The organism is Kitasatospora sp. NPDC006697, from assembly GCF_042869935.1.
Taxonomy (GTDB): domain Bacteria; phylum Actinomycetota; class Actinomycetes; order Streptomycetales; family Streptomycetaceae; genus Kitasatospora.
Genome location: NZ_JBIAGU010000031.1, coordinates 50,770 through 75,908 on the forward strand (window position 1 = coordinate 50,770; position 25,139 = coordinate 75,908).

The 25,139-nt window shown below is 72.5% G+C and carries 21 protein-coding genes, 2 tRNA genes and 1 pseudogene; 8 read left to right on the top strand and 16 right to left on the bottom strand.

Annotated features, from left to right (window positions below):
• Positions 1 to 65 precede the first annotated feature (65 nt).
• Positions 66 to 578: an ATP-binding protein gene (locus ACFYNO_RS32275; RefSeq protein ID WP_388020809.1), complete on the bottom strand. Its 513-nt coding sequence runs from the start codon at positions 576 to 578 to the stop codon at positions 66 to 68.
• Positions 579 to 845: 267 nt separating this feature from the next.
• On the opposite strand from ACFYNO_RS32275, the gene ACFYNO_RS32280 reads away from it, so the two are divergent.
• Both ACFYNO_RS32280 and ACFYNO_RS32285 read left to right on the top strand, forming a co-directional pair.
• Positions 846 to 1,718, top strand: coding sequence for a helix-turn-helix domain-containing protein (locus ACFYNO_RS32280; protein WP_388020812.1), 873 nt, complete (start codon positions 846 to 848; stop codon positions 1,716 to 1,718).
• On the top strand, positions 1,719 to 1,949 hold the full coding sequence (locus ACFYNO_RS32285) for a DUF397 domain-containing protein (RefSeq protein ID WP_388020815.1): 231 nt from the start codon (positions 1,719 to 1,721) through the stop codon (positions 1,947 to 1,949).
• Positions 1,950 to 2,297: 348 nt separating this feature from the next.
• Here ACFYNO_RS32285 and ACFYNO_RS32290 read toward each other — a convergent pair.
• The 11 genes and pseudogenes from ACFYNO_RS32290 to ACFYNO_RS32340 all read right to left on the bottom strand — a co-directional run.
• A pseudogene (locus tag ACFYNO_RS32290) lies at positions 2,298 to 2,627 on the bottom strand (DJ-1/PfpI family protein); the annotation flags it as partial.
• A gap of 152 nt (positions 2,628 to 2,779) precedes the next feature.
• Positions 2,780 to 2,853, bottom strand: a tRNA-Lys gene (locus ACFYNO_RS32295).
• 83 nt (positions 2,854 to 2,936) lie between these two features.
• Positions 2,937 to 3,308: a DUF6755 family protein gene (locus tag ACFYNO_RS32300; RefSeq protein ID WP_388020818.1), complete on the bottom strand. Its 372-nt coding sequence runs from the start codon at positions 3,306 to 3,308 to the stop codon at positions 2,937 to 2,939.
• A complete protein-coding gene (locus ACFYNO_RS32305) occupies positions 3,305 to 4,021 on the bottom strand; it encodes a Rieske (2Fe-2S) protein (protein ID WP_388020821.1) in 717 nt (238 codons plus the stop codon). The genes ACFYNO_RS32300 and ACFYNO_RS32305 overlap by 4 nt, the downstream gene beginning before the upstream one ends.
• Positions 4,018 to 4,611 carry a 4Fe-4S dicluster domain-containing protein gene (locus ACFYNO_RS32310; RefSeq protein WP_388020824.1) on the bottom strand — a complete coding sequence of 198 codons (594 nt, stop codon included), beginning with the start codon at positions 4,609 to 4,611 and terminating at the stop codon, positions 4,018 to 4,020. The genes ACFYNO_RS32305 and ACFYNO_RS32310 overlap by 4 nt, the downstream gene beginning before the upstream one ends.
• A gap of 3 nt (positions 4,612 to 4,614) precedes the next feature.
• On the bottom strand, positions 4,615 to 6,840 hold the full coding sequence (locus ACFYNO_RS32315) for a molybdopterin oxidoreductase family protein (RefSeq protein WP_388020827.1): 2,226 nt from the start codon (positions 6,838 to 6,840) through the stop codon (positions 4,615 to 4,617).
• On the bottom strand, positions 6,837 to 7,850 hold the full coding sequence (locus tag ACFYNO_RS32320) for an MFS transporter (RefSeq protein WP_388020968.1): 1,014 nt from the start codon (positions 7,848 to 7,850) through the stop codon (positions 6,837 to 6,839). Before ACFYNO_RS32320 ends, ACFYNO_RS32315 begins: the two co-directional genes overlap by 4 nt.
• 176 nt (positions 7,851 to 8,026) lie before the next feature.
• Positions 8,027 to 8,785 (bottom strand): hypothetical protein, encoded by a 759-nt coding sequence (locus tag ACFYNO_RS32325; protein WP_388020830.1) that lies wholly within the window; start codon positions 8,783 to 8,785, stop codon positions 8,027 to 8,029.
• Between the two features lie 103 nt (positions 8,786 to 8,888).
• Positions 8,889 to 10,934: a dipeptide ABC transporter ATP-binding protein gene (locus tag ACFYNO_RS32330; protein WP_388020833.1), complete on the bottom strand. Its 2,046-nt coding sequence runs from the start codon at positions 10,932 to 10,934 to the stop codon at positions 8,889 to 8,891.
• A complete protein-coding gene (locus tag ACFYNO_RS32335; protein ID WP_388020836.1) occupies positions 10,931 to 11,881 on the bottom strand; it encodes an ABC transporter permease in 951 nt (316 codons plus the stop codon). Before ACFYNO_RS32335 ends, ACFYNO_RS32330 begins: the two co-directional genes overlap by 4 nt.
• On the bottom strand, positions 11,881 to 12,864 hold the full coding sequence (locus tag ACFYNO_RS32340; protein ID WP_388020839.1) for an ABC transporter permease: 984 nt from the start codon (positions 12,862 to 12,864) through the stop codon (positions 11,881 to 11,883). Before ACFYNO_RS32340 ends, ACFYNO_RS32335 begins: the two co-directional genes overlap by 1 nt.
• A 377-nt stretch (positions 12,865 to 13,241) precedes the next feature.
• On the opposite strand from ACFYNO_RS32340, the gene ACFYNO_RS32345 reads away from it, so the two are divergent.
• The 4 genes from ACFYNO_RS32345 (at position 13,242) to ACFYNO_RS32360 (ending at position 19,426) form a co-directional block, all read left to right on the top strand.
• Positions 13,242 to 14,942, top strand: a complete 1,701-nt coding sequence (locus ACFYNO_RS32345; RefSeq protein WP_388020842.1) for an ABC transporter family substrate-binding protein — start codon at positions 13,242 to 13,244, stop codon at positions 14,940 to 14,942.
• Between the two features lie 405 nt (positions 14,943 to 15,347).
• The gene (locus ACFYNO_RS32350; protein ID WP_388020845.1) at positions 15,348 to 16,550 is read left to right on the top strand and encodes a low temperature requirement protein A; all 1,203 of its coding nucleotides are present in this window, start codon (positions 15,348 to 15,350) and stop codon (positions 16,548 to 16,550) included.
• Positions 16,551 to 16,580: 30 nt separating this feature from the next.
• Positions 16,581 to 17,222 (top strand): pentapeptide repeat-containing protein, encoded by a 642-nt coding sequence (locus tag ACFYNO_RS32355; RefSeq protein WP_388020848.1) that lies wholly within the window; start codon positions 16,581 to 16,583, stop codon positions 17,220 to 17,222.
• 170 nt (positions 17,223 to 17,392) lie between these two features.
• Positions 17,393 to 19,426 carry a phosphocholine-specific phospholipase C gene (locus ACFYNO_RS32360; protein ID WP_388020851.1) on the top strand — a complete coding sequence of 678 codons (2,034 nt, stop codon included), beginning with the start codon at positions 17,393 to 17,395 and terminating at the stop codon, positions 19,424 to 19,426.
• A gap of 56 nt (positions 19,427 to 19,482) precedes the next feature.
• Here ACFYNO_RS32360 and ACFYNO_RS32365 read toward each other — a convergent pair whose 3' ends face one another.
• Complete coding sequence (locus ACFYNO_RS32365) at positions 19,483 to 19,905, bottom strand: MarR family winged helix-turn-helix transcriptional regulator (protein ID WP_388020854.1); 423 nt, start codon at positions 19,903 to 19,905, stop codon at positions 19,483 to 19,485.
• 97 nt (positions 19,906 to 20,002) lie between these two features.
• On the opposite strand from ACFYNO_RS32365, the gene ACFYNO_RS32370 reads away from it, so the two are divergent.
• Together ACFYNO_RS32370 and ACFYNO_RS32375 are read left to right on the top strand one after the other, a co-directional pair.
• Positions 20,003 to 20,821: an SDR family oxidoreductase gene (locus ACFYNO_RS32370; RefSeq protein ID WP_388020857.1), complete on the top strand. Its 819-nt coding sequence runs from the start codon at positions 20,003 to 20,005 to the stop codon at positions 20,819 to 20,821.
• A gap of 89 nt (positions 20,822 to 20,910) precedes the next feature.
• Positions 20,911 to 21,171: a hypothetical protein gene (locus ACFYNO_RS32375; protein ID WP_388020860.1), complete on the top strand. Its 261-nt coding sequence runs from the start codon at positions 20,911 to 20,913 to the stop codon at positions 21,169 to 21,171.
• A gap of 59 nt (positions 21,172 to 21,230) precedes the next feature.
• On the opposite strand, the gene ACFYNO_RS32380 is transcribed toward ACFYNO_RS32375, so the two are convergent.
• The 3 genes from ACFYNO_RS32380 to ACFYNO_RS32390 form a co-directional block, all read right to left on the bottom strand.
• Entirely contained in the window at positions 21,231 to 24,407 is a 3,177-nt protein-coding gene (locus tag ACFYNO_RS32380) for a S41 family peptidase (protein WP_388020863.1), read from the bottom strand.
• 48 nt (positions 24,408 to 24,455) lie between these two features.
• Entirely contained in the window at positions 24,456 to 24,899 is a 444-nt protein-coding gene (locus ACFYNO_RS32385) for a hypothetical protein (protein WP_388020866.1), read from the bottom strand.
• A 92-nt stretch (positions 24,900 to 24,991) separates the two neighbouring features.
• Positions 24,992 to 25,065: transfer RNA gene (locus ACFYNO_RS32390), tRNA-Lys, on the bottom strand.
• Between the last annotated feature and the right edge of the window lie 74 nt (positions 25,066 to 25,139).

Here is a 25,139-nt window from a genome sequence, read left to right on the forward strand (position 1 = left end):
CGGCGCGTGGAATCGGGTGTGTGGTACCGGTCGTGCCGTTCTCAGGGGTGGGAGAGGTGGGCCGATTAGGCGGCGGCGAGCTTTCCGCGCGGGAGAACGCAGGTGATCTGCTTGCCGACCGGGCTGGGTTCGACCTGCCAGCCCGGTGCGAGGACATCGAGGATCCACAGGCCCCGTCCGGACTCGAACTGCGCGTTATCTGGTGACTCAGCCTTGCGCTCGGGGACCACCGCAGACTGTGGGTCGTGCACCTGAACCGTCACATGGACCTCGTCGGTCGCCACCTGAACGACCACCGGCGCCCACGGACCGCACAGCCGCGCGGCGTTGGCGACCAGCTCGCTGGCCACCAGCCGGGCCGAGTCAGCCAGGTGCTCGTCCGCTCCCGCGCCGGCCACAGCCTTGAACACCTGGGCCCGCATCGCGTGCAGGTGCTCGGCGCTGACGCTCATGTGCACGGCGATGCCGCCAGGGCGGGGCACGAGGTAGAAGCCGCAGGCGGCCACGTCGACGTTTTCCGGGGGCACAGGGTCGTGCGAGATTGCGGTGGGCTCGGGGCGGACCTGGTCTTCGTACATGGCGTGCTCCCCAGTCGAAAAAGCGGGCACCGGCCCGAGGTCGTCGGGCGCGGGTCGCGCAGAGGGTCGGCAGACACGTCGGCCCCAGGGAGCATCCACCCCGGAAACCGACGCAAGGCAACGGCATATGCCACGAAGCGCAATCATGTCATCACGCTTCGCTACCGCTAGCCAGCATGCCCCCGGACTATCGGATTGGGCAATATGCCCAGTTAGATTTCCCCAGATTGGTTGTCCTGCCCTGCGTGACAGTGGACACTTGGCGCCATGACGTGGAAGAGGAACCCGGCTCCGCAGTCGGTGTATCGCCGTCAGCTCTCTGCCCGACTCAAGGAGTTGAGGGATCGAGCTGGGATGACGCTGACCGAGGTTGCCAAGGTTGTCGAGGTCAACCAGGGGTCGCTGAGCCGGATCGAGACCGGAGAGCGGGGCACCAGCCCGGTTCTGGTCAAGGCTCTGCTGGACTGCTACGAGGTCACCGACCCGGCCGTCCGGGAGGACATCCTGGACTTGGTCCGCGCCGACCAGGCCCAGCGCCAGCCGTGGTGGAAGAAGTACTCCGCCGTCATCAACACCACGCAGTACGGCGGCTACCTGGCCTTGGAGTCCAGCGCGACGACGTTCCGTTCCTACGAGCCGCAGCTGATGCCCGGCCTGCTGCAGACCCCGGACTACGCGCGGCAGGTCATCGCCGAGATGCGCGTGGACCTGGATGCGAAGCAGGTGGACGCGCTGGTCAACGTGCGGATGCAGCGTCAGAAGCTACTGGAGGGCGAGGGCGCCCCGAGGCTGTGGGCGGTGATCGACGAAGCCGCCATACGGCGGGTCGAGGGTTCGCCGGCCGTCCTGAAGGGCCAGCTGGAGCACCTGCTGGAGGTCGAACCGCGGATCAACGTCACGCTGCAACTGCTGCCGTTCGCAGCCGGGTTCCACCCCGGACTGTACGGCTCCTTCATGCTCATGGGCTTCCCCGAACCCAATCCGGACGTGGTGTGGGTGGAGAATCTGACCAACTCGGTGTACTTCGAGGGATCAGCCGATGTGGACCGCTACACGGAGGTCTTCGACCACCTGCGAGCCCGCGCCCTCGGCCCGCCCGAGACCCGGAGCCTGATCAACAGCATCATCAAGGAGTTGTAAGTGAGCACCACCAAGCCCAACCCCGCCGAACTGGACTTCTCCGGTGTCACCTGGGAGAAGAGCCCGTTCAGCGGCGGAAACGACAACTGCGTGGAGTTCGGCGCTATCGGCAACATGGTGGCCCTGCGCGACTCGAAGCGTCCTGAGCAGACCCCGCACGTCTACACCCGAGACGAGATCGCCGCGTTCCTGGCGGGTGCGAAGGCCGGCGCCTTCGACCACTTGGCCTGATCCAGGTTTCCTGAGTGGGCCGGCAACTCCCAGGTAGGTCCTGTCGGTAGCGGCGGGCCGATCTTCATGCGGCCGGGCAGTTACCTGAACGGGTGATTGCCCGGCCGCGTGATGGTCTGAGGTGACGGCACGCCGATCGATACAAGGAAGTCCGCGAGGTCGTATGGATCGGGCGCTCCATAGAAGATGTCTTCGGCGCGCGACCAGCCAGCAGCTACGTCGCTCAGCATCTGGGCGCCGAAGCCGGCCAGTCCGTCCCGGAGCGAGTCGGTGAGCGACTGAAGTACCAAGTCGCCGTCCTCGACTATGACAACCAGCCTGCCGTGTTGGGAGTCCGATTTGATCTCTCTTCTCGGCCTCGAAGAAGTGGCGGGTGATCCGCTGCACCTCGGGGTCGTTGCGCAGGTACTCCGGCGCCCGGCCGCCGGGGATCACCAGGGCCGCGTAGTCGCTCGGGTCCACCTCGGCGAAGGCCAGGTCGGCGGGCCAGGTGTAGCCGGGCTTCTCGGTGTAGGTGTCGTAGCCCTCGATGAAGTCGTGGACCACGAACTGCAGCTTCTTGCGGCTGGGCGCGGCGATGTCGACCTGGTAGCCCTCCTCCAGCAGCCGCTGGTACGGGTAGAGCACCTCCAGCGATTCGGCGGCGTCCCCGGTGACGAGCAGCACCTTCACAGCCATGGCGGCCTCGGTTCTCGGTGCGAGCGGAGCGTTGGTTGGCGCAGCGTGACCGAGTGATCACGCGCCCAGGCTCCTGCATGCCCAGCGCCACCGGGGCGAAACGCGAACGCCGAAGGGCCCCTCGCAGTTGCGAGGGGCCCTTCGGGTGTCGGTGCGCCGCCAGGGACTCGAACCCCGGACCCGCTGATTAAGAGTCAGCTGCTCTAACCAACTGAGCTAGCGGCGCCTGCTGACAGAGGAGAACATTACACGGCCTGCGGGGAAACGCCGAATCGTCATCGGGTGGCTACCCGGTGTCACACCGGCCGGTCAGCGGTCCCTGGACGGGCCGAGCCGCCAGAACAGCAGCGCCACCAGGAAGGAGCCGGCCGACAGCGCCGCGGTCCACCAGGCGGTCCGGGTGTCCCCGCTCATCCAGGCGTCGGTGGTCACCGTGATCGCCCAGAGCTGGCCGATCACCACGGTGATCGCCACGGTCAGCCGGGCGGTGAGCAGCGCCGCCCGCTCCGGCTCGCGCTCGCCGCCCGCGCCGCGGCCCGGGCCGCTGGCCCGCACCCGGGAGTCGGCCCAGCCGCTGTTCGGGCGGATCTGCGGATAGCGCTCGTGCAGCGGGCGGTTGAACCGGGCCTCGGTGCTGTGCGCGGTGTACGGGGGCGGCTCGGGGTCCTGCTGGTCCGTCATGCCTGGGCTCCCGAGGCGCCGTTGTCCGCTGTCGCGCTGTCGCTGGGGCTGGGACCGTCGCCCGGGTCGCCGCTCGGCCCGTCACCGGGGTCGCCCGGGTCGCCGGGACCACCGCCGGACCCCTTCGGGCCGCCCGGCTGGTCGCAGCCCGCCTGTTCGGCCGCCACCGGGTCGCGCTCGCGCAACTGGCGGCACAGGCCCTGCTGCTCGCTCTCGCCGGAGCGGGCCGTGCCGATCGCCCAGACCCGGCCCCTGGCGTCCTCCACCAGCACCACCTTGGGCAGCGGCCGGGGCGGCGGGCCGGACTTCACCGCCCCGGTGCGCACGTCGAACACCCCGTCGTGGCACGGGCAGTAGAGCTCGCCCTCGTCGCCCCGGCCGGGCTGCCAGAGCACCCCGCAGGCCAGGTGGGTGCAGACCGTCGAGTAGCCGACCAGGGTGCCGTCGTCCAGCCGCACCGCCATCGCCCGGTCCCGGTCGGTCGGGTAGTCGAAGGCCACCGCCTGCCCGCGGGTGAGGTGCGGGGCGACCAGCAGCGGCGGCGCCCCGCCGTCGCCGTGCCGGGGCAGCACCCCGGCGGCGATCACCGTGGAGCCGACCGCCAGCCCGCCGGAGACCGTGGTGACGATCCGCAGGTAGTCCCGGCGGGTGGTCAGCGAGTCCGCCCGGACCCGTTCCTCGTCGAACCCGGCGCCCTCCTCGGGCCCGGTCACACCGGTTCCCCGTTGACCTCGACGATCGGCAGCCCGCCGGGCAGCGGGCCGCGGTGCGCGGCGGGCGCCACCATCGCCACCCCGGTCTGCACCACCACCTCGCCGAAGGCGAACTCGGCGGTCACCGTCACCCCGGGCCGCTCGGCCTGCAGCTGCTCCAGGGTGCCGTAGTAGAGCGCACCGGACGGGCAGACGGTGGCGCACATCGGCGCCAGCCCGGCCGAGGTCCGGTCGTAGCAGAGGTTGCACTTGAGCTGCAGCTTCTGCGCCGGGTCGACCAGCGGCACGCCGAACGGGCAGGCGTTGACGCAGTTGGCGCAGCCGATGCAGCGGGTCGGGTCGGCGGTCTGCACCACCCCGTCGGCGGTCACCAGGATCGCCTCGGCGGGGCAGACCTCGGCGCACGGCGCCACCGGGTCCTCGCAGTGCATGCAGACGGTCGGCAGCGCGGCGGCGGAGCTGCCGGCGTCCGGGTAGTCCACGTGGATCATCGAGGTGCCCCGGTGCGAGTCGCACTCCCGGCAGGCCGAGACGCAGGCCTGGCAGCCGATGCAGCGCCCGGGGTCGATGAAGAGGGTGCGGCCGAGCACGGTCTACCTCCGGTCGTCGGTGCCGCGGCCCTGCGGCGAGGTGGGCGGCATGTGGTCGTCGGGGACGGGGCGCGGCGGGCGCCCCGGCGGCTGCGGCGGGGCGGCGACCCGGTCCAGCTCGCCGCCCGGTTCGATCCGCACCGCGCAGACCTTGAACTCCGGGATCTTGGAGCGCGGGTCCAGCGCGTCGATGGTCAGCTCGTTGGCTGCCACCGGGTGCGCCCAGTGGTAGGGGATGAAGACGTGGTCGGCTCGGATCGCGGTGGTCACCAGGGCCGGCAGCACGGTCGAGCCGCGCCGCGAACTCACCTTCACCGCCGCCCCGTTGGCGAAGCCGTGGGAGGGGTGCAGCTCCACCCACGGGCGCGGGGCCTGGTCCACCAGCGGGTCCAGCCGGCGGGTCTGGTTGCCGGAGAGGAAGTGCGCCACGGTCCGCCCGGTGGTCAGGGTGAGCGGGTACTCGGCGTCCTTGGGGTCGGCCGGCGGGTGCCAGTCCACCAGCTGCAGGTGCACCTTGCCGTCCGGGTGGTAGGTCCGGCCACCCTCGAACAGCCTTGGCGTGCCCGGGTGTTCCAGGGTCGGGCAGGGCCAGGCGATCCCGCCGGTGGCCTCCAGCCGCTCGTAGGTGATGCCGTAGTAGTCGTTCACCGCCCCGGCCGAGGCCCGGCGCAGCTCCTCGAAGACCTCCCGGGAGCCGGTGAACGGGAACTTGTCGCCGTGGCCCAGCCGGCGGGCCAGCTCGCAGAGCACCCAGGTGTCGGTGCGCACCCCGGGCGGCGGCTCCTGGGCCTTGTTGTGCTTGACCACCCGGGCTTCGGCATTGGCCATCACGCCCTCGTCCTCGGCCCAGGTGGTGACCGGCAGCACCACGTGGGCGTTGGCCGCGGTCTCCGAGAGGAAGAAGTCCAGCTGCACGTGGAAGGCGAGCTGGTCGTAGCCGTCCTTGACGGTGGAGTAGTGCGGCAGCGAGACGAACGGGTTGTTGCAGACGCCCAGCAGGCCGCGGATCTCGCCGGCCTGCATCTGCCAGACCATCTCCATCATCGAGGTGCCGGCCGGCGGCAGGTCGGCCTCGTCGACGCCCCAGACCGCGGCCACCTCGGCCCGGTGCACCGGGTCGGAGATCGACCGGCCGCCGGGCAGCATGTCGGACTTCTGGCCGTGCTCCCGGCCGCCCTGCCCGTTGCCCTGGCCGGTCAGCGTGCCGTAGCCGGCGCCCGGCCGGCCCAGGTTGCCGGTGGCGGTGCAGAGGTTGATCACGCTCAGGCAGTTGGCCACGCCCTGGGTGTGGTGCTCGATGCCGCGGGCGTGCCAGGCCATCGCCTTCTCCGCCGAGCCGAACATCCGGGCCACCCGGACCACCTGCTCGGCCGGCACCCCGCAGATCCGGGCCGCCCGCTCCGGCGGGTACTCGGAGACCTTGGCCTTCAGCTCCACCCAGCCGGTGGCGTGCGCGGCCAGGAAGGCCTCGTCGGTCAGCTCCTCGCGGACCAGCACGTGCAGCACGGCGTTGAAGAAGGCCGCGTCGGTGCCCGAGCGCAGTGCCACGTGCTCGTCGGCGGTCCGGGCGACCACGGTCTCCCGGGGGTCCACCACGATCAGCCTGGCGCCGCGGTCCCGGGCGCCCCAGAGGTACTGGGTGAGCACCGGGAAGCACTCGCCGACGTTGGCGCCGGCGATCAGCAGGCAGTCGGTCTGCAGGATGTCGGCGAACGGGTTGGCCGCCCGGTCGATCCCGAAGGCCAGCTTGTTGGCGCCGGCCGCGCTCACCATGCACAGCCGCCCGTTGTAGTCCACGTGCCGGGTGCGGACCGCGACCCGGGCGAACTTGCCGACCAGATAGGCCTTCTCGGTGAACAGGCTGGCGCCGCCGAGCACCCCGAAGGCGTCCCGCCCGGACTCCTGCTGGATCCGGCGCAGCTCGGCGGCGGTGTGGTCCAGCGCCTCCTCCCAGCCGACCTCGCGGAACGGCTCGTCCCGGGAGCGGCGCAGCAGCGGAGCGGTCAGCCGGTCGGGGTGGTTGACCTGCTGGTAGGCGTTGATGCCCTTGGGGCACATCCGCATCCGGTTGATGTCGTGGTCGCGCGGCTCCACGCCGAAGACCCGGCCGCCGCGGTCCACCCGCAGGTACATCCCGCACTGCACTCCGCAGAAGCAGCAGTGGGTGGGCACCAGGGTCTCGCCGGTGCGCTCCGCCACCACGGGCGCCGGGCCCTCCACGAACGTCACTTGAAGCCCCGCTTCACCTGGTCGAGGTAGGCGCCGCCGCGCAGCACCCGTCGGCAGCGCGGGCAGTACTCGGCCCAGCTGTCGAAGTCGAGTGCCAGCTCCCGCATGGTCGCCCGCAGGTTGGCCACGGCGGGCCCGGTGTCCACCGCCTCGCCGCAGCGCCGGCAGGCCTGCGCCTGGTGCTTGCGGCGGGCGGTCTCCTTGAACAGCTGCATGCCGACCGCGGCCGGGCGCTGCACGATGTGGAAGAACTTGCCGAACGGCAGGTAGATCAGGGTGAGCACCACCGAGACCATGTGCAGGATCGCCAGGAACTGGTAGCCGCCGCCGTGCAGGGCCAGTTCGGAGAAGGTGAGCAGCAGCCCGGTCACCGAGACGGTGAGCAGCGCGATCAGCGGCACGAAGTCGTAGCCGAAGCGCTGCCCGGTGACCGCCTGCCGGTCCCGGGTGCGGCGCCAGAGGAAGTAGCCCACCCCGCCGATCACCAGCACCGCGGCCAGGTCCAGTCCGTGGAACATCGACCAGCCGAGGAAGCTGTCCTGCCGGAAGGAGAGGAGCCGGTAGCCCCAGAGCCGCATCTGGTAGCCCGGCCCCTGCGGGGAGGCGGCGGTGAAGGTGAACCAGCCCCAGGTCAGCGGGAAGGTGATCACCACCGCCAGCAGGCAGCCCCAGAAGATCAGCTGGTGGGCGATCCAGCGGGCGTGCGAGCGGGCCCCGAGGAACTTCTGGAAGCCCAGGTAGGTGAGGGCCAGCCGGGGCAGCGAGGCGGGCGCCGCCCGCAGGTTGTGCCAGGAGAGCGCGGTGCGCCAGCCCTGCACGAAGAGCCGCCGGGCGGCCGGCCTGCCCACCCAGGAGGTGTATCGGTAGGTGACCCCGAAGGCCAGCAGCACGGTGGCCGCCGCGTACGGCACCAGCGCCGAGTCGAAGTCCCGCAGGCCCCGGCTGCCCACCACGATCGCCAGCAGCAGCACCAGCGCGACCAGCACCGACGGCAGGAACGGGGTCGGCAGCGGAGGCGGTTTCCGGGGCTCCGGCTCGGGGGGCGCCGCCTCGGGCGCGGTCTCCTCGGCCAGGACCACCTGGAACCTCCACCCTCGTGCGGTGACTGACGGTCACATTCTGACCGTCACGCTAGGCGGCAGGGGTCCGACCCGCCCGGCGGCTGGGTCGTTCGGGTGACGGCGGGTCAGCGCTGCGGCGGCAGCCGGGCCAGGAAGACCTCGAAGGCGGTCGGCCGGACCGCGTTGACCCCCTTGAACGGGTAGTCCATCTCCTTGATCGCCACCAGCGGCACCACCACCAGGCAGGTCAGGATCAGCACCATGGCCAGGTGCGCCCTGGTGTTGGAGAGGCCGAAGAGGAAGGCGAAGGCGATGGTCAGCGCCCCGCCGCCGATCAGCGAGATCCACAGCAGGGTGGGCACCAGGTCCTCGATCTCGCTGAGCCGGGCCCGGCGCTCGCCGGCCAGCTCCTCCACGTCGTCCACCGTGCGCTGGAAGAGCACCTGGTCGCGCGCGTTGGGGGGTTGGAAGGAGAGCGCGGTGTTGCGGATGTCGTACATCAGCCGGGTGGCCTGCGGGTCGCTGTGGTGCTCCTCCATCTCGGTCCACTCGGTGTCCACCACCGCGTGGGCGTAGCGCAGCGTCTGGTCCTCCAGCTGCGCGCCGAGCGGCAGCGGCATCTGCCGGGACATCCAGTAGACCCCCGCCAGCGCGTCCGCCTCCTTGAAGGTGGTGGCCTTGGCGGCGTCGGTGTTCTCCCAGACGGTGATCACCACGAAGGCCAGCAGGACCGCGTACAGCACCCCGACCACGGCGAAGATGAAGCCGGCCACGTCGTTCTGCCCGACCCGGCGGGTGTGCGGGAAGGACTTGGTGACCACGGCCAGCACGACCGCCACGGAGAGCAGCGCGCCGATCAGGATCCAGACGTCCTTGGCGGTCATCCGGCACCACCGGCCGCACACCTTGCGTCACAGTATCGCTACATGGAGTCATTTCTCCCATGTGATCGATCGCCCGGTGTCAGGGACACGCCTTGACGGTGCGTCAGCCCCAGTGGCAGGCGGCTCCGTGATCCTCCGTCAGCTCCAGTGCGGGGGGCTGCTGTTCGCACCGTTCCCGGCGTTCCGGGGCGAGTCCGGTGTAGAGCGGGCAGCGGGGGCGGAAGGCGCAGCCGGTGGGGCGGACGGTCGGCGAGGGCGGGTCGCCGGCCAGCAGCACCCGGGTGCGGGCGCGTTCGGCGGCCGGGTCGGGCAGCGGCACGGCGGCCAGCAGGGCGCGGGTGTAGGGGTGCCGGGGCGCGGCGAAGACGGCTTCCACCGGGCCCTGTTCGACGGTGCGGCCGAGGTAGGTCACGCTCACCCGGTCGGCCAGGTGCCGGATCACCGAGAGGTCGTGCGAGACGAAGAGGTAGGAGAGCTCCAGGGTGGCCTTGAGCTCCTGCAGCAGGTTGAGCACCCCGGCCTGGATCGAGACGTCCAGGGCGGAGACCGGCTCGTCCAGCACCAGCAGCTCCGGGGAGACGGCCAACGCCCGGGCGATCGAGATGCGTTGGCGCTGGCCGCCGGAGAACTCGTGCGGGTAGCGGGCTGCGTGCTCCGGCAGCAGGCCGACCCGGACCAGCAGTTCGGGCACCCGCTCGGCGATCCGCTCCCGGGGCGCGCGCTGGGCGGTCAGCGGCTCGGCGATGATGTCGCCGACCGGCATCCGCGGGTCCAGGCTGGCCATCGGGTCCTGGAAGACGATCTGCAGCTTGGCGCGCAGCCGGTGCGCCGCCTCCCGGGAGAGGGCCGCGGTGTCCTGGCCGAGCAGCTCGATCCGTCCGGCCTCCGGGCGGCCCAGGCCCAGCACCTCGAAGAGCGTGGTGGACTTGCCGGAGCCGGACTCGCCGACCAGCCCCAGGGTCTCGCCGCGCCGGATGTCCAGGTGCACCCCGTCCACCGCGTAGACCTCGCCCACCTTGCGCTTGACCACGGTGCCCCTGAGCACCGGGAAGGTCTTGGCCAGCCCGGTCACCCGGAGCACCGGCGGCAGCGCCGAGCGGTCGGCGACCGGCGCGGGCGGCGGCAGCACCGGGACGGGGTAGACCTCGCCGGGCGCCGGGCGCTCGGCGGCCAGCCGGGCGGACCGCAGGCAGGCGGCCAGGTGCCCGGCCCCGCCGGCCAGCGGCGGCTCGGCGGTCAGGCAGTCCGGCCCGGCCAGCGGACAACGCGGGGCGAACGGGCAGCCGGGCGGCAGCTCGCCGAGCGCCGGCGGCTGGCCGGGGATCGGCACCAGCGGCCCGCCGGACCGGTCCAGCCGGGGCACCGCGCCGATCAGGCCGAGCGTGTAGGGGTGCCGCGGGGCCGCGAACAGCTCGTCCACCGGCGCGCTCTCCACCACCCGCCCGGCGTACATCACCGCGACCCGGTCGGCGAGTTGGGCGATCACCCCGAGGTCGTGGCTGACCAGCACCAGGGCCGCGCCGGTCTCCCGCTGGGCGGTGCGCAGCACGTCCAGCACCTGGGCCTGGATGGTGACGTCCAGCGCGGTGGTGGGCTCGTCGGCGAGCAGCACGTCCGGCTCGTTGGCCACCGCCATGGCGATCATCGCGCGCTGCCGCATGCCGCCGCTGAACTCGTGCGGGAAGGCGTCCAGGGCGCGCCGCGGGTCCGGGATGCCGACCAGGTCGAGCAGTTCGGCGGCGCGCCCGCGGGCGGCGGCCCGGTCCACCCGGTGGTGCGCCCGGACCGCCTCGGCGATCTGGTCGCCGATGCGGTAGACGGGGGTGAAGGCGGAGAGCGGGTCCTGGAAGACCATGGCGATCCGGTTGCCGCGGATCCGGGACAGCTCGCCGGCCGGCAGGCCGACCAGCTCCCGTCCGTCCAGCGCGACCGAGCCGCGCACGGTGGCGGTGCCGGGCAGCAGGCCGAGCACGGCCAGCGCGGTGACCGACTTGCCGGAGCCGGACTCGCCGACGATGCCCAGGGTCTCGCCGCGCTCCAGCGTCAGGTCGACGCCGCGGACGGCCGGCGCGCTGCCGCGGCCGCGCCGTCCGGCGAAGTCCACCCGCAGGTCGCGGACGGTGAGCAGCGGGGTGGCGGTGGTGGTCACGCGGGTTCCTTGACGTCGGTCGTGGGCTCGGCGAGGGCGGCCAGCGGGAGCCGGGCGGCGCGCCGCGCGGCTCGCCGGGACGGGCGCCGCCCGGCGTCGGCGGTGGGGTCGAGCGCGTCGCGCAGCCCGTCGCCGACCAGGTTGACGGCGAGCACGAAGAGCACCAGCAGCCCGGCGGCGAAGTAGAACATCCACGGGAAGGTGGCGGCCGACTCGGTGCCGTCGCTGATCAGGGTGCCGAGCGAGACGTCCGGCGGCTGCACGCCGAAGCCGAAGTAGGAGAGCGCGGTCTCGTTCATCACGGCCGCGCCGACCGCGATGGTGGCGTCGACGATCAGGTAGGAGGCACAGTTGGGCAGGATGTGCCGCCAGATCACCCGCATCGGCCGCACCCCCATGAACCGGGCGGCCCGGACGAACTCGCGCTCCTTGAGCGAGATCGTCATGGAGCGCACCACCCGGGCGGTGATCATCCAGTTGAAGGCGGCCAGCAGCACCACGAAGGCGATCCAGCCGCTGCTCTTCAGCTGCGGCGAGATGATGGTGATGATCAGGAAGCTCGGGAAGACCAGCATCAGGTCGACGAAGAAGATCAGCAGCCGGTCGGTCCAGCCGCCGAAGTAGCCCGCGCAGGCGCCGACCAGCCCGGCCAGGCCGGTGGAGAGCAGCGCCACCAGCAGGCCGATGATCAGCGACTTCTGCAGCCCGCGCAGGGTCTGCGCGTAGATGTCCTGGCCCAGCCCGGCGGTGCCGAACCAGTGGCGGGCGGACGGGGGTTGGCGCATCGCCGTGTAGTCGATGTCGGTGTAGCGCCAGTGCGTCAGGTAGGGCCCGGCGAAGGCCAGCAGGAAGAGCAGCAGCACCAGGCTGCCGCCGACCACCACCCCGGGCGAGGAGCGCAGCCGGGCCAGCACCAGTCGGCCGCGGGAGCGCGGCGCCCCGGCCATCAGACCCGCACCCGCGGGTCGAGGGCGGCGTGCAGGGTGTCCGCGAGCAGGCCGGAGAGCAGCACCGTCACCGCCGTGAAGAGGGTCACCGCCACCACCGAGTTGGTGTCGTTCTCCTGGATCGACTGGATGAACCACTCGCCCATCCCGTGCCAGGTGAAGATGATCTCGGTGAAGGTGGCCCCGGTGAAGATGGCCAGGAAGTTGTAGGCGAAGAGCGTCGACATCGGGATCACCGCGGTGCGCAGACCGTGCCGCAGCAGCGCCTGGCGCCGGGTCAGCCCCTTGGCCTCGGCGGTGCGCAGGTAGTCGGAGCCGAGCACGTCCAGCATGGTGCCGCGCTGGTAGCGGCTGTAGGTGGCCAGGCCGATCAGCGCCAGCGACAGGGTGGGCAGCAGCAGGTGCACCGACCAGTCGCCCAGGTGCGCGGCCAGGCCGCCCTTGAGGCCCGGGGACTCGTAGCCGGTGAAGTTGATCAGCTGGTGCCCGGTGGCCTGGTTGAGGGCGATGGCGCCGTTCTTCAGGAGGAGCGCCAGCAGGAAGACGGGGGTGGAGAGCAGCACGAACGAGACCAGGGTCAGCGCCCGGTCGGAGAACCGGTACTGCCGCACCGCGCCCCAGACCCCGATGGCCACCCCGAGCACCATGCCGAGCAGGCTGCCGATCACCAGCAGCCGCAGCGAGACCAGCAGCCGGCGGCCGAAGTCGGCGTTGACCGAGGTGCCGTGGATGGTCCGGCCGAGATCGCCGTGCACCACCAGGTCCTCGGTCCAGCGGCCGAACCTGACCACCACCGGGGTGTGCCCGTTGATGTTGAGCGCGGTGAGCTGGCGGTCCACCGCGGCGGCGGACGGGCGGGGCTGCTTCTCCTCGAAGTAGGCCCGGGGGTTGAGCGCGCTGCTCGCCAGGGCGTAGGCGAGGAAGACCGAGACCACCAGCAGGACCAGGTAGTAGGCGAGGCGCTTCGCCAGGTAGCGCAGCATCAGCGCCTGCCCGGGGGCGCGGTGCGACGGTTCGTCATGACCAAATGCCTTCGCTCGATGGGCTCTTCGCGCAGTTGGAAGCAGCGCGATTCTCCGACCGGCCGTTCGGTTGGTCAAGGGTTCGCGCGGTACCGTTCCGTCCGGTGGGACGAAGCAGCAGGTCAGAGTGAAGCAGTCGGTCACGACGGCGGTGTTGCACGGGTGTTGCGGTGGATGTCGATCCGATCAGCAGTGAACACGGTCCTCTGGTGGGCGAACTGAAGCGCTGTTAGGTTCTGCTCGCGGCCCACTCTCTTGACTGCCCGCCTTCAAGCCCCGCCACACCCGGCGGGCCGCCCACTCCACCGACGCACCCCGAACCCCAGGAGGGACCCGTCATGGACGCCACCACCCGACGCCTGACCCGAGGCCTGGTCGCCGCCACCGCACTGGCCCTGGCGGTCAGCGGATGCAGTTCCAGCTCGGGCTCGGGCTCCGGCGCGGCCGCGAGCCAGAGCGCCATCCCCAGAGCCGGCGCCGAGGACATCAACCCGCAGCCGCTGGAGAACGTGAAGGACGGCGGCGAGCTGCGGATACCGCTGCAGCAGTGGATCGACCAGTGGAACCCGTACCAGGTGGACGGCACCTACGGGGACTCGGTCGAGATCATGAAGATGATCGAGCCGCTGCTCTTCCGGATCGACTCCAGCGGCGTCTACCAGCCGGTCCCGGAGTTCCTGCAGTCCGCCAAGGTGGTCTCCACCACGCCGCAGACGGTGCTCTACACGCTCAACCCGAAGGCCAAGTGGTCGGACGGCAAGCCGCTCTCCTACCTGGACTTCAAGGCGGTCTGGCAGGCCGCCAACGGCTCCAACCCGGCCTTCAACACCTCCACCACCCTGGGCTACAACCAGATCTCCGACGTCTCCCAGGGCGACGACCCGACCCAGGTCAAGGTCACCTTCTCCACCCCGTTCGCGGACTGGCAGAGCCTCTTCTACCCGCTGCTGCCGGCCGCCGGGATCGGCACCCCGGACCAGTTCAACAAGGGCTGGGTGGAGCAGGTGCCGATCACCGGCGGCGCCTTCAAGCTCGGCGCCGCCGACAAGTCGGCGCAGACCCTCACGGTGGTCCCGGACCCCAGCTGGTGGGGCGCCAAGCCCAAGCTGGACAAGTTCACCTACCGGGTGCTCTCCACCGCCGCGATGACCCAGGCCTTCCTCAACAACGAGATCGACTACGCCTCGGCCGGCCGGGCCGACTCCTACAGCCAGCTCGCCGCCGACAAGGACGGGGTGATCCGCAGCTCCAGCCCCTGGGACGAGGTGCACATCTCCTTCGGCTCCAACGGCCCGCTGGCCTCCCAGCAGGTGCGCCAGGCCCTGGAGAAGGCGATCGACCGGCCGGCCCTGGTCAAGGTCGCCAACCAGGGCGTGCCGGTGCAGTTCCCGCTGCTCGGCAACCACCTGCTGATGACCAACCAGGCCGGCTACCAGGACAACTCCGGGGAGTGGGGCAAGTACGACCTGGCCGGCGCCCAGAAGCTGCTCACCGCGGCCGGCTGGCAGGACGCCGGCGCCGGCAAGCCGCGGACCAAGGACGGCCAGCCGCTGGAGCTGCACTTCATCCTCTCGGACGGCTCCCCGCAGCAGAGCGTGGACCTGGCCACCGCGACCCAGAACATGCTGCTGCAGGCCGGGGTGAAGATCGACATCGACAAGGTGCCGGCCAACGACTTCGACGAGAAGTACATCAACGTCGGCAAGTTCGACCTGGCGATGTGGCGGAACACCGGCTCCTTCCCGCCCGCCCTGGTGATCCCGTTCTACCAGGCGCCGCAGGGCGACAACGTGTTCCAGAACTACTCCAAGCTCAGCACCCCGGAGATCGACTCGCTGCTCAAGCAGGCCTCGCAGACCCTGGACCCGGCGCAGGCGGCCAAGCTCTACAACCAGGCCGACGCCAAGATCTGGGAGCTCGGGCACACCGTCGAGCTGTACCAGCGGCCGTATGTGACGGCCTACCGCAAGGGGCTGGCCAACTTCGGCTCGGCGGGTCTGGCCGACTTCGACTACACCAAGGTGGGCTGGCAGAAGTGACCGGCCGGCCGGCCCGGGCAGCGCGCTGTCGGGCAGCGCGGTGATCACGAGGCCGGTGCGGTCCGCCGGTGGGGGAGCCCCCGCCACCGCCGCCGCACCGGCCTTGACCTTCCGCGTTGCCCGCAGGACGCCCTTCTCGCCGTTCCACTGGAAGGGAATGTAACCGGGCAATCGGGGCGATTGCACCCCGCGACACCCGGGCGCTTGGCCGGGCGGGGACGGTGTCACCCGGTTCGCGCACTCGCCCGTCAACTCACCTTGACCGCCCGGACGGTCGGGCGCGCGGTCCGGACGGCCCCGGGGCGTGCCGGGCCGGGCCGGTGCGTGCGCGCAGTGCCGCAGGCTGCCACCATCGGGGCCCGGGGCGGAACGCTCCCGCCCCCCGAGCCCCTGGAGCCCCGCCCGATGCCCCCCAGCCACCAGCCCCTGCTGCGCCCGATGCGGCCGCGCCGCCGCGACGAGCCGCACCGGGTCGCCACCTCGCTGGAACTCTTCTTCGACCTCTGCTTCGTGGTCGCCGTCAGCCAGGCCGGGCGGGAGCTGGCCGGCACGCTGGCCGAGGGGCACCACGCCGGAACCGCTGTTCTGCGCTATGCCCTTGCGTTCTTCGCCCTGTGGTGGGCTTGGATGAATTTCACCTGGTTCGCCTCCGCCTACGACTGCGACGACGTGCCCTACCGGCTCACCACGCTGGTGCAGATCACCGGTGCGCTGATCTTCGCGGCCGGCATCCCGCGGCTCTTCGCCGACGCCGACTTCGCGGTCACGATCGCCGGCTACGTGGTGATGCGGCTGGCCCAGGTCACCCAGTGGCTGCGGGCCGCCCGGGGGGAGCGGGGGGAGGCCCGGCGGATGGCCCGCTCGTACGCGCTGGGCATCGCGCTGGTGCAGGCCGGCTGGGTGGTGCTGCTGTTCCTGCCGAAGGCCGCCGTGAACTGGTGCCTGCCGATCGGCGCGCTCGCCGAACTGGCCGTGCCCGCCCTCGCCGAGCGGCGGGTCCGGAGCCCCTGGCATCCGCACCACATCGCCGAGCGGTACGGCCTGTTCACCCTGATCGTGCTCGGCGAGACGGTCTCCGCGGCCACCATCGCGGTGCAGAGCGCGGTGGACGAGCACGAGGCGGTGCACGAGCTGATCCCGATCGCGGTCGGCGGGCTGCTGGTCTGCTTCGCCGCCTGGTGGATCTACTTCGCCACCCCGATCCACCAGCACCTGCGCGGCAACCGGCAGGCCTTCCTCTGGGGCTACGGGCACTACCTGGTCTTCGGCTCGGCCGCCGCGATCGGTGCCGGACTGGAGGTGGCGGTGGAGCACGCGGTCGGCAAGGCGCACCTGTCGGCCGCGGCCTCGGCCGCCAGCGTGACCGTGCCGACCGCGCTCTACCTGGCCACCGTCTGGCTGCTGCACTCCCGGCACAGCAAGACCGGGGCCGCGCAGTGGGTGCTGCCCGGCACCGCCGTGCTGGTGCTGGCCTGCACCGCGCTGGGCGACGCCGGGGTGCTCACGGCCGGGCTGCTGCTGGCCGCCGCCGTGGCGCTCGGCCTGCTGCTGGCCGCCCGGTCGCCGGAGCCGGCCCGGCCGTCAGTGCCGGATGCCAGCATCGACTGACCCCTGCCCCGCACCGACCGGAGCCGCCCGATGGACCTCGCCGACCAGCCCTACGCCCACCTGCTGGAGCCGCACCCCGGCCCGCTGCGCGCCGACCAGCGCTATGACACGGTGCGCTTCGACGACCTCGAACTGGACGCCCCGCAGGCCGACGGCGCGAGCTTCCTGGAGTGCGCCCTGGTCGGTCTGACGATCAATCAGGGACGGCTGCGGCGGGCGATGTTCACCGAGTGCTGGGTGGAACGCAACCGCTGGGTGGCCACCGACCTGGCCGAGACCGAGTGGCAGGACTGCACGGTGGCCGGCTCGCTGCTGGCCGGCGTCGCGGTGCACGGCGCCCAGCTGCGCCGGCTCACCCTGCGCCAGTGCAAGCTGGAGGCGGTCAACCTGCGCGCCGCGGTGCTGCGCGACGTGGTCTTCGAGGACTGCCAGCTGCGCGACGTGGACTTCGCCGAGGCCCGGCTGACCGGCGTCTCGTTCCCCGGCAGCTCGCTGGAGGAGGTCCGGTTCGGCCGGGCGAAGCTCTCCGGCACCGATCTGCGCGGTGCCACCCGGCTGGAACTGCCGGACGGTCACGAGGGGTTGCGCGGTGCGCTGATCTCCTCCGGCCAACTCATCGAACTGGCACCGCAGTTCGCCAAGGCGCTGGGTGTGGAAGTGCGGGACGCCTGACCCCGGGCCGACACACCACCGCGGCACGGAGTTCACCGGAGGGCCGTTCGCTGACGGTCGGGAAAACAGTCCGCCAAGCCTTGCTCGGGGAGCCTGGTGCCCGCCCGGCCGAGGGTCCAGGATGTCCGGCGGCCCATGTTGTACACACAACCGAAGGGTTGGCCCTCCCAATGAGTGACCTCAGCCGCAGGACCTTCATGGCCGTCTCGGCCACCGCGGCGGCCGGTGCCGCGGTGGCCGGAACGGTCGGTGGCGCCTCCGCCGCCCCGGCCGCCACGCTCTCCAGCACGGGCACCATCAAGGACGTGCAGCACGTGGTGATCCTGATGCAGGAGAACCGCAGCTTCGACCACTACTTCGGCACCCTCAAGGGCGTGCGCGGCTTCGGCGACAAGGCCACCATCCTGCTCTCCGGCGGCTACTCGGTCTTCAACCAGCCCAACGGCACCGCCCGGCAGTACCCGTGGGCGTTCAGTGCGGGCAGCTCCGAGCAGATCTCGCAGTGCAACGGCGACCTCTCGCACGCCTGGAGCGACCAGCACGCGGCCTGGAACGGCGGCAAGATGGACTCCTGGGCCGCCGCCAAGCGGACCAACCGCACCCTGGGCTACCTGCAGCGGGGCGACATCCCGTTCCACTACGCGCTGGCCGACAACTGGACCATCTGCGACGCCTACCACTGCTCGGTGCTCTCGGCCACCGGCCCGAACCGCACCTACCACTGGTCCGGCATGATCGACCCGAGCGGCACCGCGGGCGGCCCGGCTTACGACGGCGGCGACGAGTCCGGCCTCAGGTGGCAGACCTATGCGGAGGCGCTGGAGGCCGCGGGGGTCAGCTGGAAGGTCTACCAGAAGGCCTCGGACAACTTCGGCGACAACGCCCTGGCCTACTTCTCCCAGTTCGCCAACGCCCCCGCGGGCAGCGCCCTCCAGGTCAAGGGCATGGGCTCGGTGCCCAGCGTGACCGGCCGCACCCCCGACGACATCGCCGCCGCGATCAGGGCGGACGTGCTCGGCGGCACGCTGCCGCAGGTCTCCTGGATCGTCGCCGACCAGCAGTCCTCCGAGCACCCCTACGCCACCCCGGAGGACGGCGCGCACTTCGTCCACATGGTGATGGACGCGCTCAACGCCGACGCCAACGTCTTCAACTCCACCGTCCTGCTGATCAACTACGACGAGAACGACGGCTTCTTCGACCACGTGCCGCCGCCGGCCGCGCCGGCCGGCACCGCCGGGGAGTTCTACAGCTCGACCAGCATCGGCCTCGGCTTCCGGGTTCCGATGCTGGCCATCTCGCCCTGGACCCGCGGTGGTTGGGTGAACTCCGAGGTCTTCGACCACACCTCGGTGCTGCGCTTCCTGGAGGTCTGGACGGCCGCACTGGGCACCCCTGCCCAGTGCCCCAACATCAGCGCCTGGCGGCGCAGGGTCTGCGGCGACCTCACCTCGGTCTTCGACTTCGCCAACCCGGTGTACGGCATGCCCGCGCTGCCCGACACCTCGCAGACCATCGGCCTGGCCACCTGCGGCCCGCTCGGCAACCCCTCGCCGGTCACCAACGCGCTGCCCGCCCAGGAGGCCGGCACCCGCCCGGCCCGCGCGCTGGCCTACCAGCCGAACGCCAACCTGGACCACCTGGAGTTCGGCACCGGCGGCGTCATCAAGGTCTGGCTGGCGATGGACAACAAGGCGGCCACCGGCGGAAGTTCGGCGCACTTCGCGACCTACGCCAACGCCTACCGGACCGGCGGCCCGTGGCAGTACACGGTGGACCCGGGCGCGGCCACCAGCGACTTCTACAACTGCGGCACCAACTACGGCAGCGGCAAGTACGACCTCACCGTGGTCGGCCCCAACCGCTTCCTGCGCCGCTTCCAGGGAGATGCCACCAAGTCCGGCAAGACCGCCCTGGTGACCGCCTCCTACGCCGCCGCCCCCGACACCGGCAAGCCGGCGGTCTACTTCGCGATGGCCAACAAGGGCAGCTCGGCGGTCACCTTCACCATCACCTCCAACCAGTACCGCACCGGCAGTTGGACCTACACGGTGCAGCCCGGCGCGACCACCAGCGACTACTTCAACCAGGTCGCGCTCTGCAACGGCTGGTACGACTTCACCGTCACGGTGAGCGGCGACACCAGCTTCTCGCAGCGCTTCACCGGCCACCTGGAGAGCGGCGCCGCCAGCGTCAGCGGCTGATCCGGCCCGCCCCCGCGGCGCCCGCCCCCGAGCCGGGGGCGGGCGCCGCGCCGCGTTCAGTCCGCCATCAGCCGCTGCAGCATGTCCAGCAGTTGCTCGCGCTCGCCGGTGCCCAGCGCGGTGAAGGGGTCGTTGACGAAGGGCATCCGCCGCCGCAGGTCGGCCGTCACCTCGCGCCCCTGTCCGGTGGCCGCGACCAGCTTGACCCGCCGGTCCGCCGGATCCGGCCGCCGCTCCACCAGCCCGCGCTCCTCCAGCCGGTCCACGATCGCCGTGACGTTGGACGGCTCCGCGTGCACGGTGTCGGCCACCGCCCGCATCCGCACCGGCCGCTCGGCCGCCAGCAGCGCCTTGGCCTGCAGCGCGGTCAGCCGGTGCGCGGCGGCGGCCTGCTCGATCTCCCGGGCGTAGCGGCGGTTGACGGCGGCGAACAGGCCGACGAGCTGCCGGGTGAGGCCGTCGGGGTCGGTGCTGGACATGCCGGTCAGTCTACCGAGGTGCTTGACACGGTGAACTATCCCTGAGCATAGTTATGGCGAATAGTAGTTATCGGCCATAAGTAAGAGGGTGCAGACCATGACCACCAAGACCGTGCTGGTGACCGGGACCTCCTCCGGTATCGGCCTCGCCACCGCCGTGGCCCTGGCCGAGGCCGGCTGGCGGGTGATCGCCACCATGCGCGACACCGGCCGGGCGGCCGCGCTGCGCGAGGCCGCCGGCGAACTGCCCGGCCTCGAGGTCCGTGCGCTGGACGTCACCGACCCCGCCTCGATCGACGCCTGCCTGGCGGGCCTGGACCGCCTGGACGCGGTGGTCAACAACGCCGGCGCCGGCCACGTCGGAACCCTGGAGCTGGACTCGATCGAGCAGATCCGCGGCGTGCTGGAGGTCAACTTCTTCGGCGTGCTCAACGTCTCCAAGGCCGCCCTGCCGCTGCTGCGGGCGAGCGGCGGCCGGCTGCTCACCGTGACCAGCGTCGGCGGCGTGGTCGGCCAGCCGTTCAACGAGGCCTACTGCGCGGCCAAGTTCGCCGTCGAGGGCTACCTGGAGTCGCTGGCCCCGGTGGCCGCCCAGCAGGGCATCGCGGTGACCGTGGTCGAGCCGGCCGCGGTGGCCAGCGAGTTCGTCGGCAACGTCGGCGGCACCGACCGCGGGCTCGAGCAGGACGACCGGTACGGCCCGGCGTTCGCCGCCTACCTGGCCCAGGTCGGGCAGGCCTTCGCCGCCGCCCAGCCGGTCCGGGAGGCCGCCGAGGTGATCGTGGCGACCCTCGCCGCCGAGCGGCCGCCGTTCCGGGTGCAGACCTCCGAGCGCGCCCGGGCCGTCGCGGCCCTCAAGCTGGCCGACACCGACGGCTCCGCGGTGCAGCGGGCCACCTCCGGCTGGATCGCCTGATCCCTCCCGGCGCTCCTCCGACGTGCGGGGCGGTGCGACCGGTGACATGTTGGTGACTGCCCAGGTCGGACGAACCGCGAGGAGGAGACATGGGCATGATGGACAAGCTCAAGGAGATGTTCGGCGGCCAGAGCGAGAAGGCCACCCAGATGGCGGACACCGCCAAGCAGCGGGCCGGCGACGCCGGCCAGCAGGCTGCCGAACACATGCCCGGGCCCGCCGCGGACGCCATGCGCAACATGTCGGGCAAGGCCGCCCAGGGCTCGGGCGAGCAGGTCGAGCAGGTCGAGCAGGTCGAGCAGGCCAAGTCGGACATGACCGAGGAAGGCGGCCACGAGTGGGAGAAGTAGCCCGCCACAGCTGAACACGGACGGGGCGCGCCCGGCGGGCGCGCCCCGTCCGTGCTGTGTCAGCGCGGCGGCAGCGGCGGGCGCCGCAGGTCCGGGCGGGGGGAGCCGGCGGGCGGGGGAGCGGCCGCCGGGTGGGCGTGCAGCAGCTCCAGCGCCACCCGGACGGCCTCGGCCAGCTCGGTGTTCCGGCCGGCCGCCCAGTCCGCCGGACTGCGCACCACCTGGATGTCCGGCGCCACCCCGTGGTTCTCCACCCCGTAGCCGTGGCCGTCGATGAACCAGGAGGCGTTGGCCGGCACCTGGATCTGGGTGCCGTCGCCCAGCCCGTGCCGGCCGATGGTGCCGACCACCCCGCCCCAGGTCCGCCGCCCGACCACCGGGCCCAGGCCCAGCAGCTTCACCGCCAGGATGATCACGTCGCCGTCCGAGCTGGTGGCCTCGTCCGCCAGCGCCACCAGCGGCCCGCGCGGCGCGTGGCTCGGGTAGCGCACCGGGCGGCGGCCCCGGGTGTGGTCCCACCCCAGCACCCGCCGGCTCAGCTTCTCCAGCACCAGTTCGGAGACGTTGCCGCCGGCGTTGCCCCGGACGTCCAGCACCAGCGCCGGTCGGTCCAGCTCGCGCCGCAGGTCCCGGTTGAACTGCGCCCAGCCGGAGCCGCCCAGGTCCGGGATGTGCAGGTAGCCGCAGAGCCCGTCACTGAACTCCTTGACCAGCTTCCGCCGCCGGGCCACCCAGTCCTGGTAGCGCAGCGGCCGTTCGTCGGTCAGCGGGGTGACCGCGACCCGGCGCACCGGGCCGTCGCCGCGCCGGAAGGCCAGCTCCAGGGTGGCGCCGCCGGCCCCGGCCAGCAGCGGCGCGGGCCCGCGCACCGGGTCCGGCGGCCGGCCCGCCACGGCGACCAGCTCGTCGCCCTCGCGCACCCCGTGCCCGGCCAGCGGCGCCCGGGCCCGCGGGTCGGAGGACTCGCCCAGCAGCACCCGGCCGACCAGCCAGCGCCCGTCCGCGGTGCGGTGCGCGGAGGCGCCGAGCAGCCCGAGCGGCTGCTGCACCGGCGCCGGGCCCTCGCCGCGCCGGGCCGCCGTGACGTAGGCGTGCGAGGTGCCCAGCTCGCCCAGCAGCTCGCGCAGCAGGTCGGCGAAGTCGTCCGGGGAGGCGATCCGGTCCAGCAGCGGCTCGTACTGGGCGACCAGGGCCGGCCAGTCCAGGCCGCCCATCCCCTCGTCCCAGAACTCCTCCCGGACCAGCCTGGCCGCCTCGTGGTAGGCCTGCCGCCACTCCGGGCCCGGGTACACGGTGTGGGTGATCCGGCGCAGGTCCACCGGCACCGCCGGGCCGGCCAGCGGCAGCAGCTTCAGCAGGCCGGAGGCGAAGGTGGAGACCGCCGAGCCGTCGCCCGCCACCGCGAAGCCGTCCACCTGCTCCTGCAGCGTGGAGCGGGTGGCGGTGGCCAGGTCGAAGTGCTCCAGCGCGGGCCGGCCCGAGGTGTCGCTGGGGCTGGCGAAGGTCTGCCCGAGCGCGCCGGAGATCGGCCAGCGCAGCCAGACCAGGCCGCCGCGCACCGCCGCCGGGGTGGAGTACTTGGAGGCGATCACCGGGAACGGCACCAGCCGGTCGCCGATCCCCTCCGGGTCCACCAGCACCGTGCCGTCCCCCGGCGCCGGGTCCGGTTCGTCGCCGACCGGCGCGGCGAACGGCGAGGGGGTGTCGGCGGCGAGCGGCACCAGGTACGGGCGGCAGCCGAGCGGGAAGGAGAGGTCGCCGGTGTGCACGTCGTGCACCGGGTCGAAGCCGCGCCAGGAGAGGAAGACCAGGTAGCGGCCGTCCCGGGTGAAGACCGGCTGCTCGTCCTCGAACCTGCCGTCGGTGACGTCCAGCGGCAGGGCCTCGGCCCGGTCCAGCCGCAGCAGCCGGACCTTGCGCAGCGAGCGCCCGGCCACCGGCTGCGACCAGGCCGCCCAGCAGGAGTCCGGCGAGCAGGCCAGGCCGCGGATCGGGCCCCAGGCGGAGCGCGCCAGCTCGCGCACCGCGCCGTCGGCGGAGTCCACCAGCAGGAGCCGGCCGTCGCCGGTGGCGGCCAGCAGGGCCGCCCCGTCCGGGCTGCTGACCAGCTCCAGCACCCGGCCCAACCGCCCGGCGGCCAGCCGGCGGGCCGGGCCGCGGCCGGGGGAGCCGGGCAGCGGGGCGATCTCCAGCGCGTCCTCGCCCTCCGCGTCGGTGACCCAGGCGACCTCGCCGGTGTGCCCGAGCACGGCGGGCAGCCGGGCCCGCACCCCGGGGGTGTCGGCCAGCGCCCGGGCCGGCCCGTCCCGGTGGGTCAGCCAGTACAGGCTGCCGCGCACCCCGACCACGCCGGAGCGGCCGGTGGCGTCGCAGACCAGGTCGTTGAGGAACCGGGAGGCGGTCACCTGGTAGGGCCGGCGGCCGGAGCGGGCGCCGCCCAGCCGGACGTCCAGCCGGCGCGGTCCGGGCGCGGCCAGGCCGTCCAGCAGCCAGACGTCCCCGGCGTGCTGGTAGACCACCCGGTGGCCGTCGGTGGCGGCCTCCCGGGCGTAGAAGGTGTCGTGGTCGGTGTGCCGGCGCAGGTCGGTGCCGTCCGGTGCGCAGGAGTAGAGGTTGCCGGTGCCCTCGTGGTCGGAGAGGAAGGCCACCCGGCCGTCCACCAGCATCGGGGAGGCCAGGTGGCCGGGCAGTCCGTCCAGCAGCTGCTCGCCGTCCAGCCAGAGCCGGCCGGTGGCGCCGCCCCGGTAGCGCTTCCAGGCGGCCGGCTCGTGCGGGGCGGCGGCGGTCAGCAGCAGGGTGTGCCCGGCCGTGACCTGCGCGTCGCGCACCGGCCCCCAGGGCTCGCGCCGCCCGGGCCCGCCGTTCGGCGGCAGCGCGTGTGCCCAGGTGTAGTGGGCGAACGGCTCGTGGTACGAGGTGACGGCCAGCACCTCGCCGTCCGGCAGCCAGCCGCGCACCCGGGTGTCCTGGCTGCCCCAGTAGGTCAGCCGGACCGAGGGCCCGCCGGCGGTCGGCGCCGTCCAGACCTCGGGGGTGAGCGCGGCCCAGGAGGTCCAGGCCACGGTGGCGCCGTCCGGCGAGAGCCGCGGGTGGGAGACCCGGGTGCGGTCGGCGCTGAGCCGCCAGGCCCGGCCTGACACGCCGTCCGCGGAGAGCGGGGCCAGCCAGACGTCGTCCTCGGCGGTCAGCGCCAGCAGGTCGCCGTGCAGGTGCGGGAAACGCAGGTATCCACTCACCTTGCCATCCTTCGGCGGAGCCGGAGGAGCGGCAAACGGAGAAAACCGTCAGGCCGGGCGCTCGCAGCCCTCCGGCCAGACCTCGTGCACCCAGAGACCGGCCCGGCGGGCCAGCGCGGCGGCCCGGGCCGGCTCGCCGTCCGGGTCGCCGTCCCAGACCGCGACCAGCTCGTCCACCATGCCGACCAGCGCCCGGTCCAGGTCCTCGCCCAGCCCGCCGGCGGACTCCGGGGCCAGCCGGTGCACGGCGGTGGCCTCCCGGGCGAACTCGCCGCCGGGGAGCGGGCCGGCCGAGGCGGGCAGCAGGACCTCGATCTTGCCGCCGTGCTCGCGGACCGCCCCGGCGAACCAGGTCTCCGGCCCGGGGCGCAGCGCGGTCACCCCGACCAGCTCGTAGGGCCCGTAGGTGGTGACCAGCCGCCACAGCTCGCCTTGGACCAGCAGCTCGGTGAGGTCCGACAGCCCCCGGTACCCGGTGATTCCGACGCGCATCCTTCGCAGCCCTCCGCTCGGGCCGTGCCGGGGACAGCATAGAACGCCTGAGGGGCCCCTCACCGAAGTGAGGGGCCCCTCAGGCTCGTCTGTGCGCCGCCAGGGACTCGAACCCCGGACCCGCTGATTAAGAGTCAGCTGCTCTAACCAACTGAGCTAGCGGCGCCCGCTGACATCGAGAACAGTACCCGGTCGGCGCCCGAATCGCCGAATCGGGGCGGACCGGCGTGGTGGGCGGAT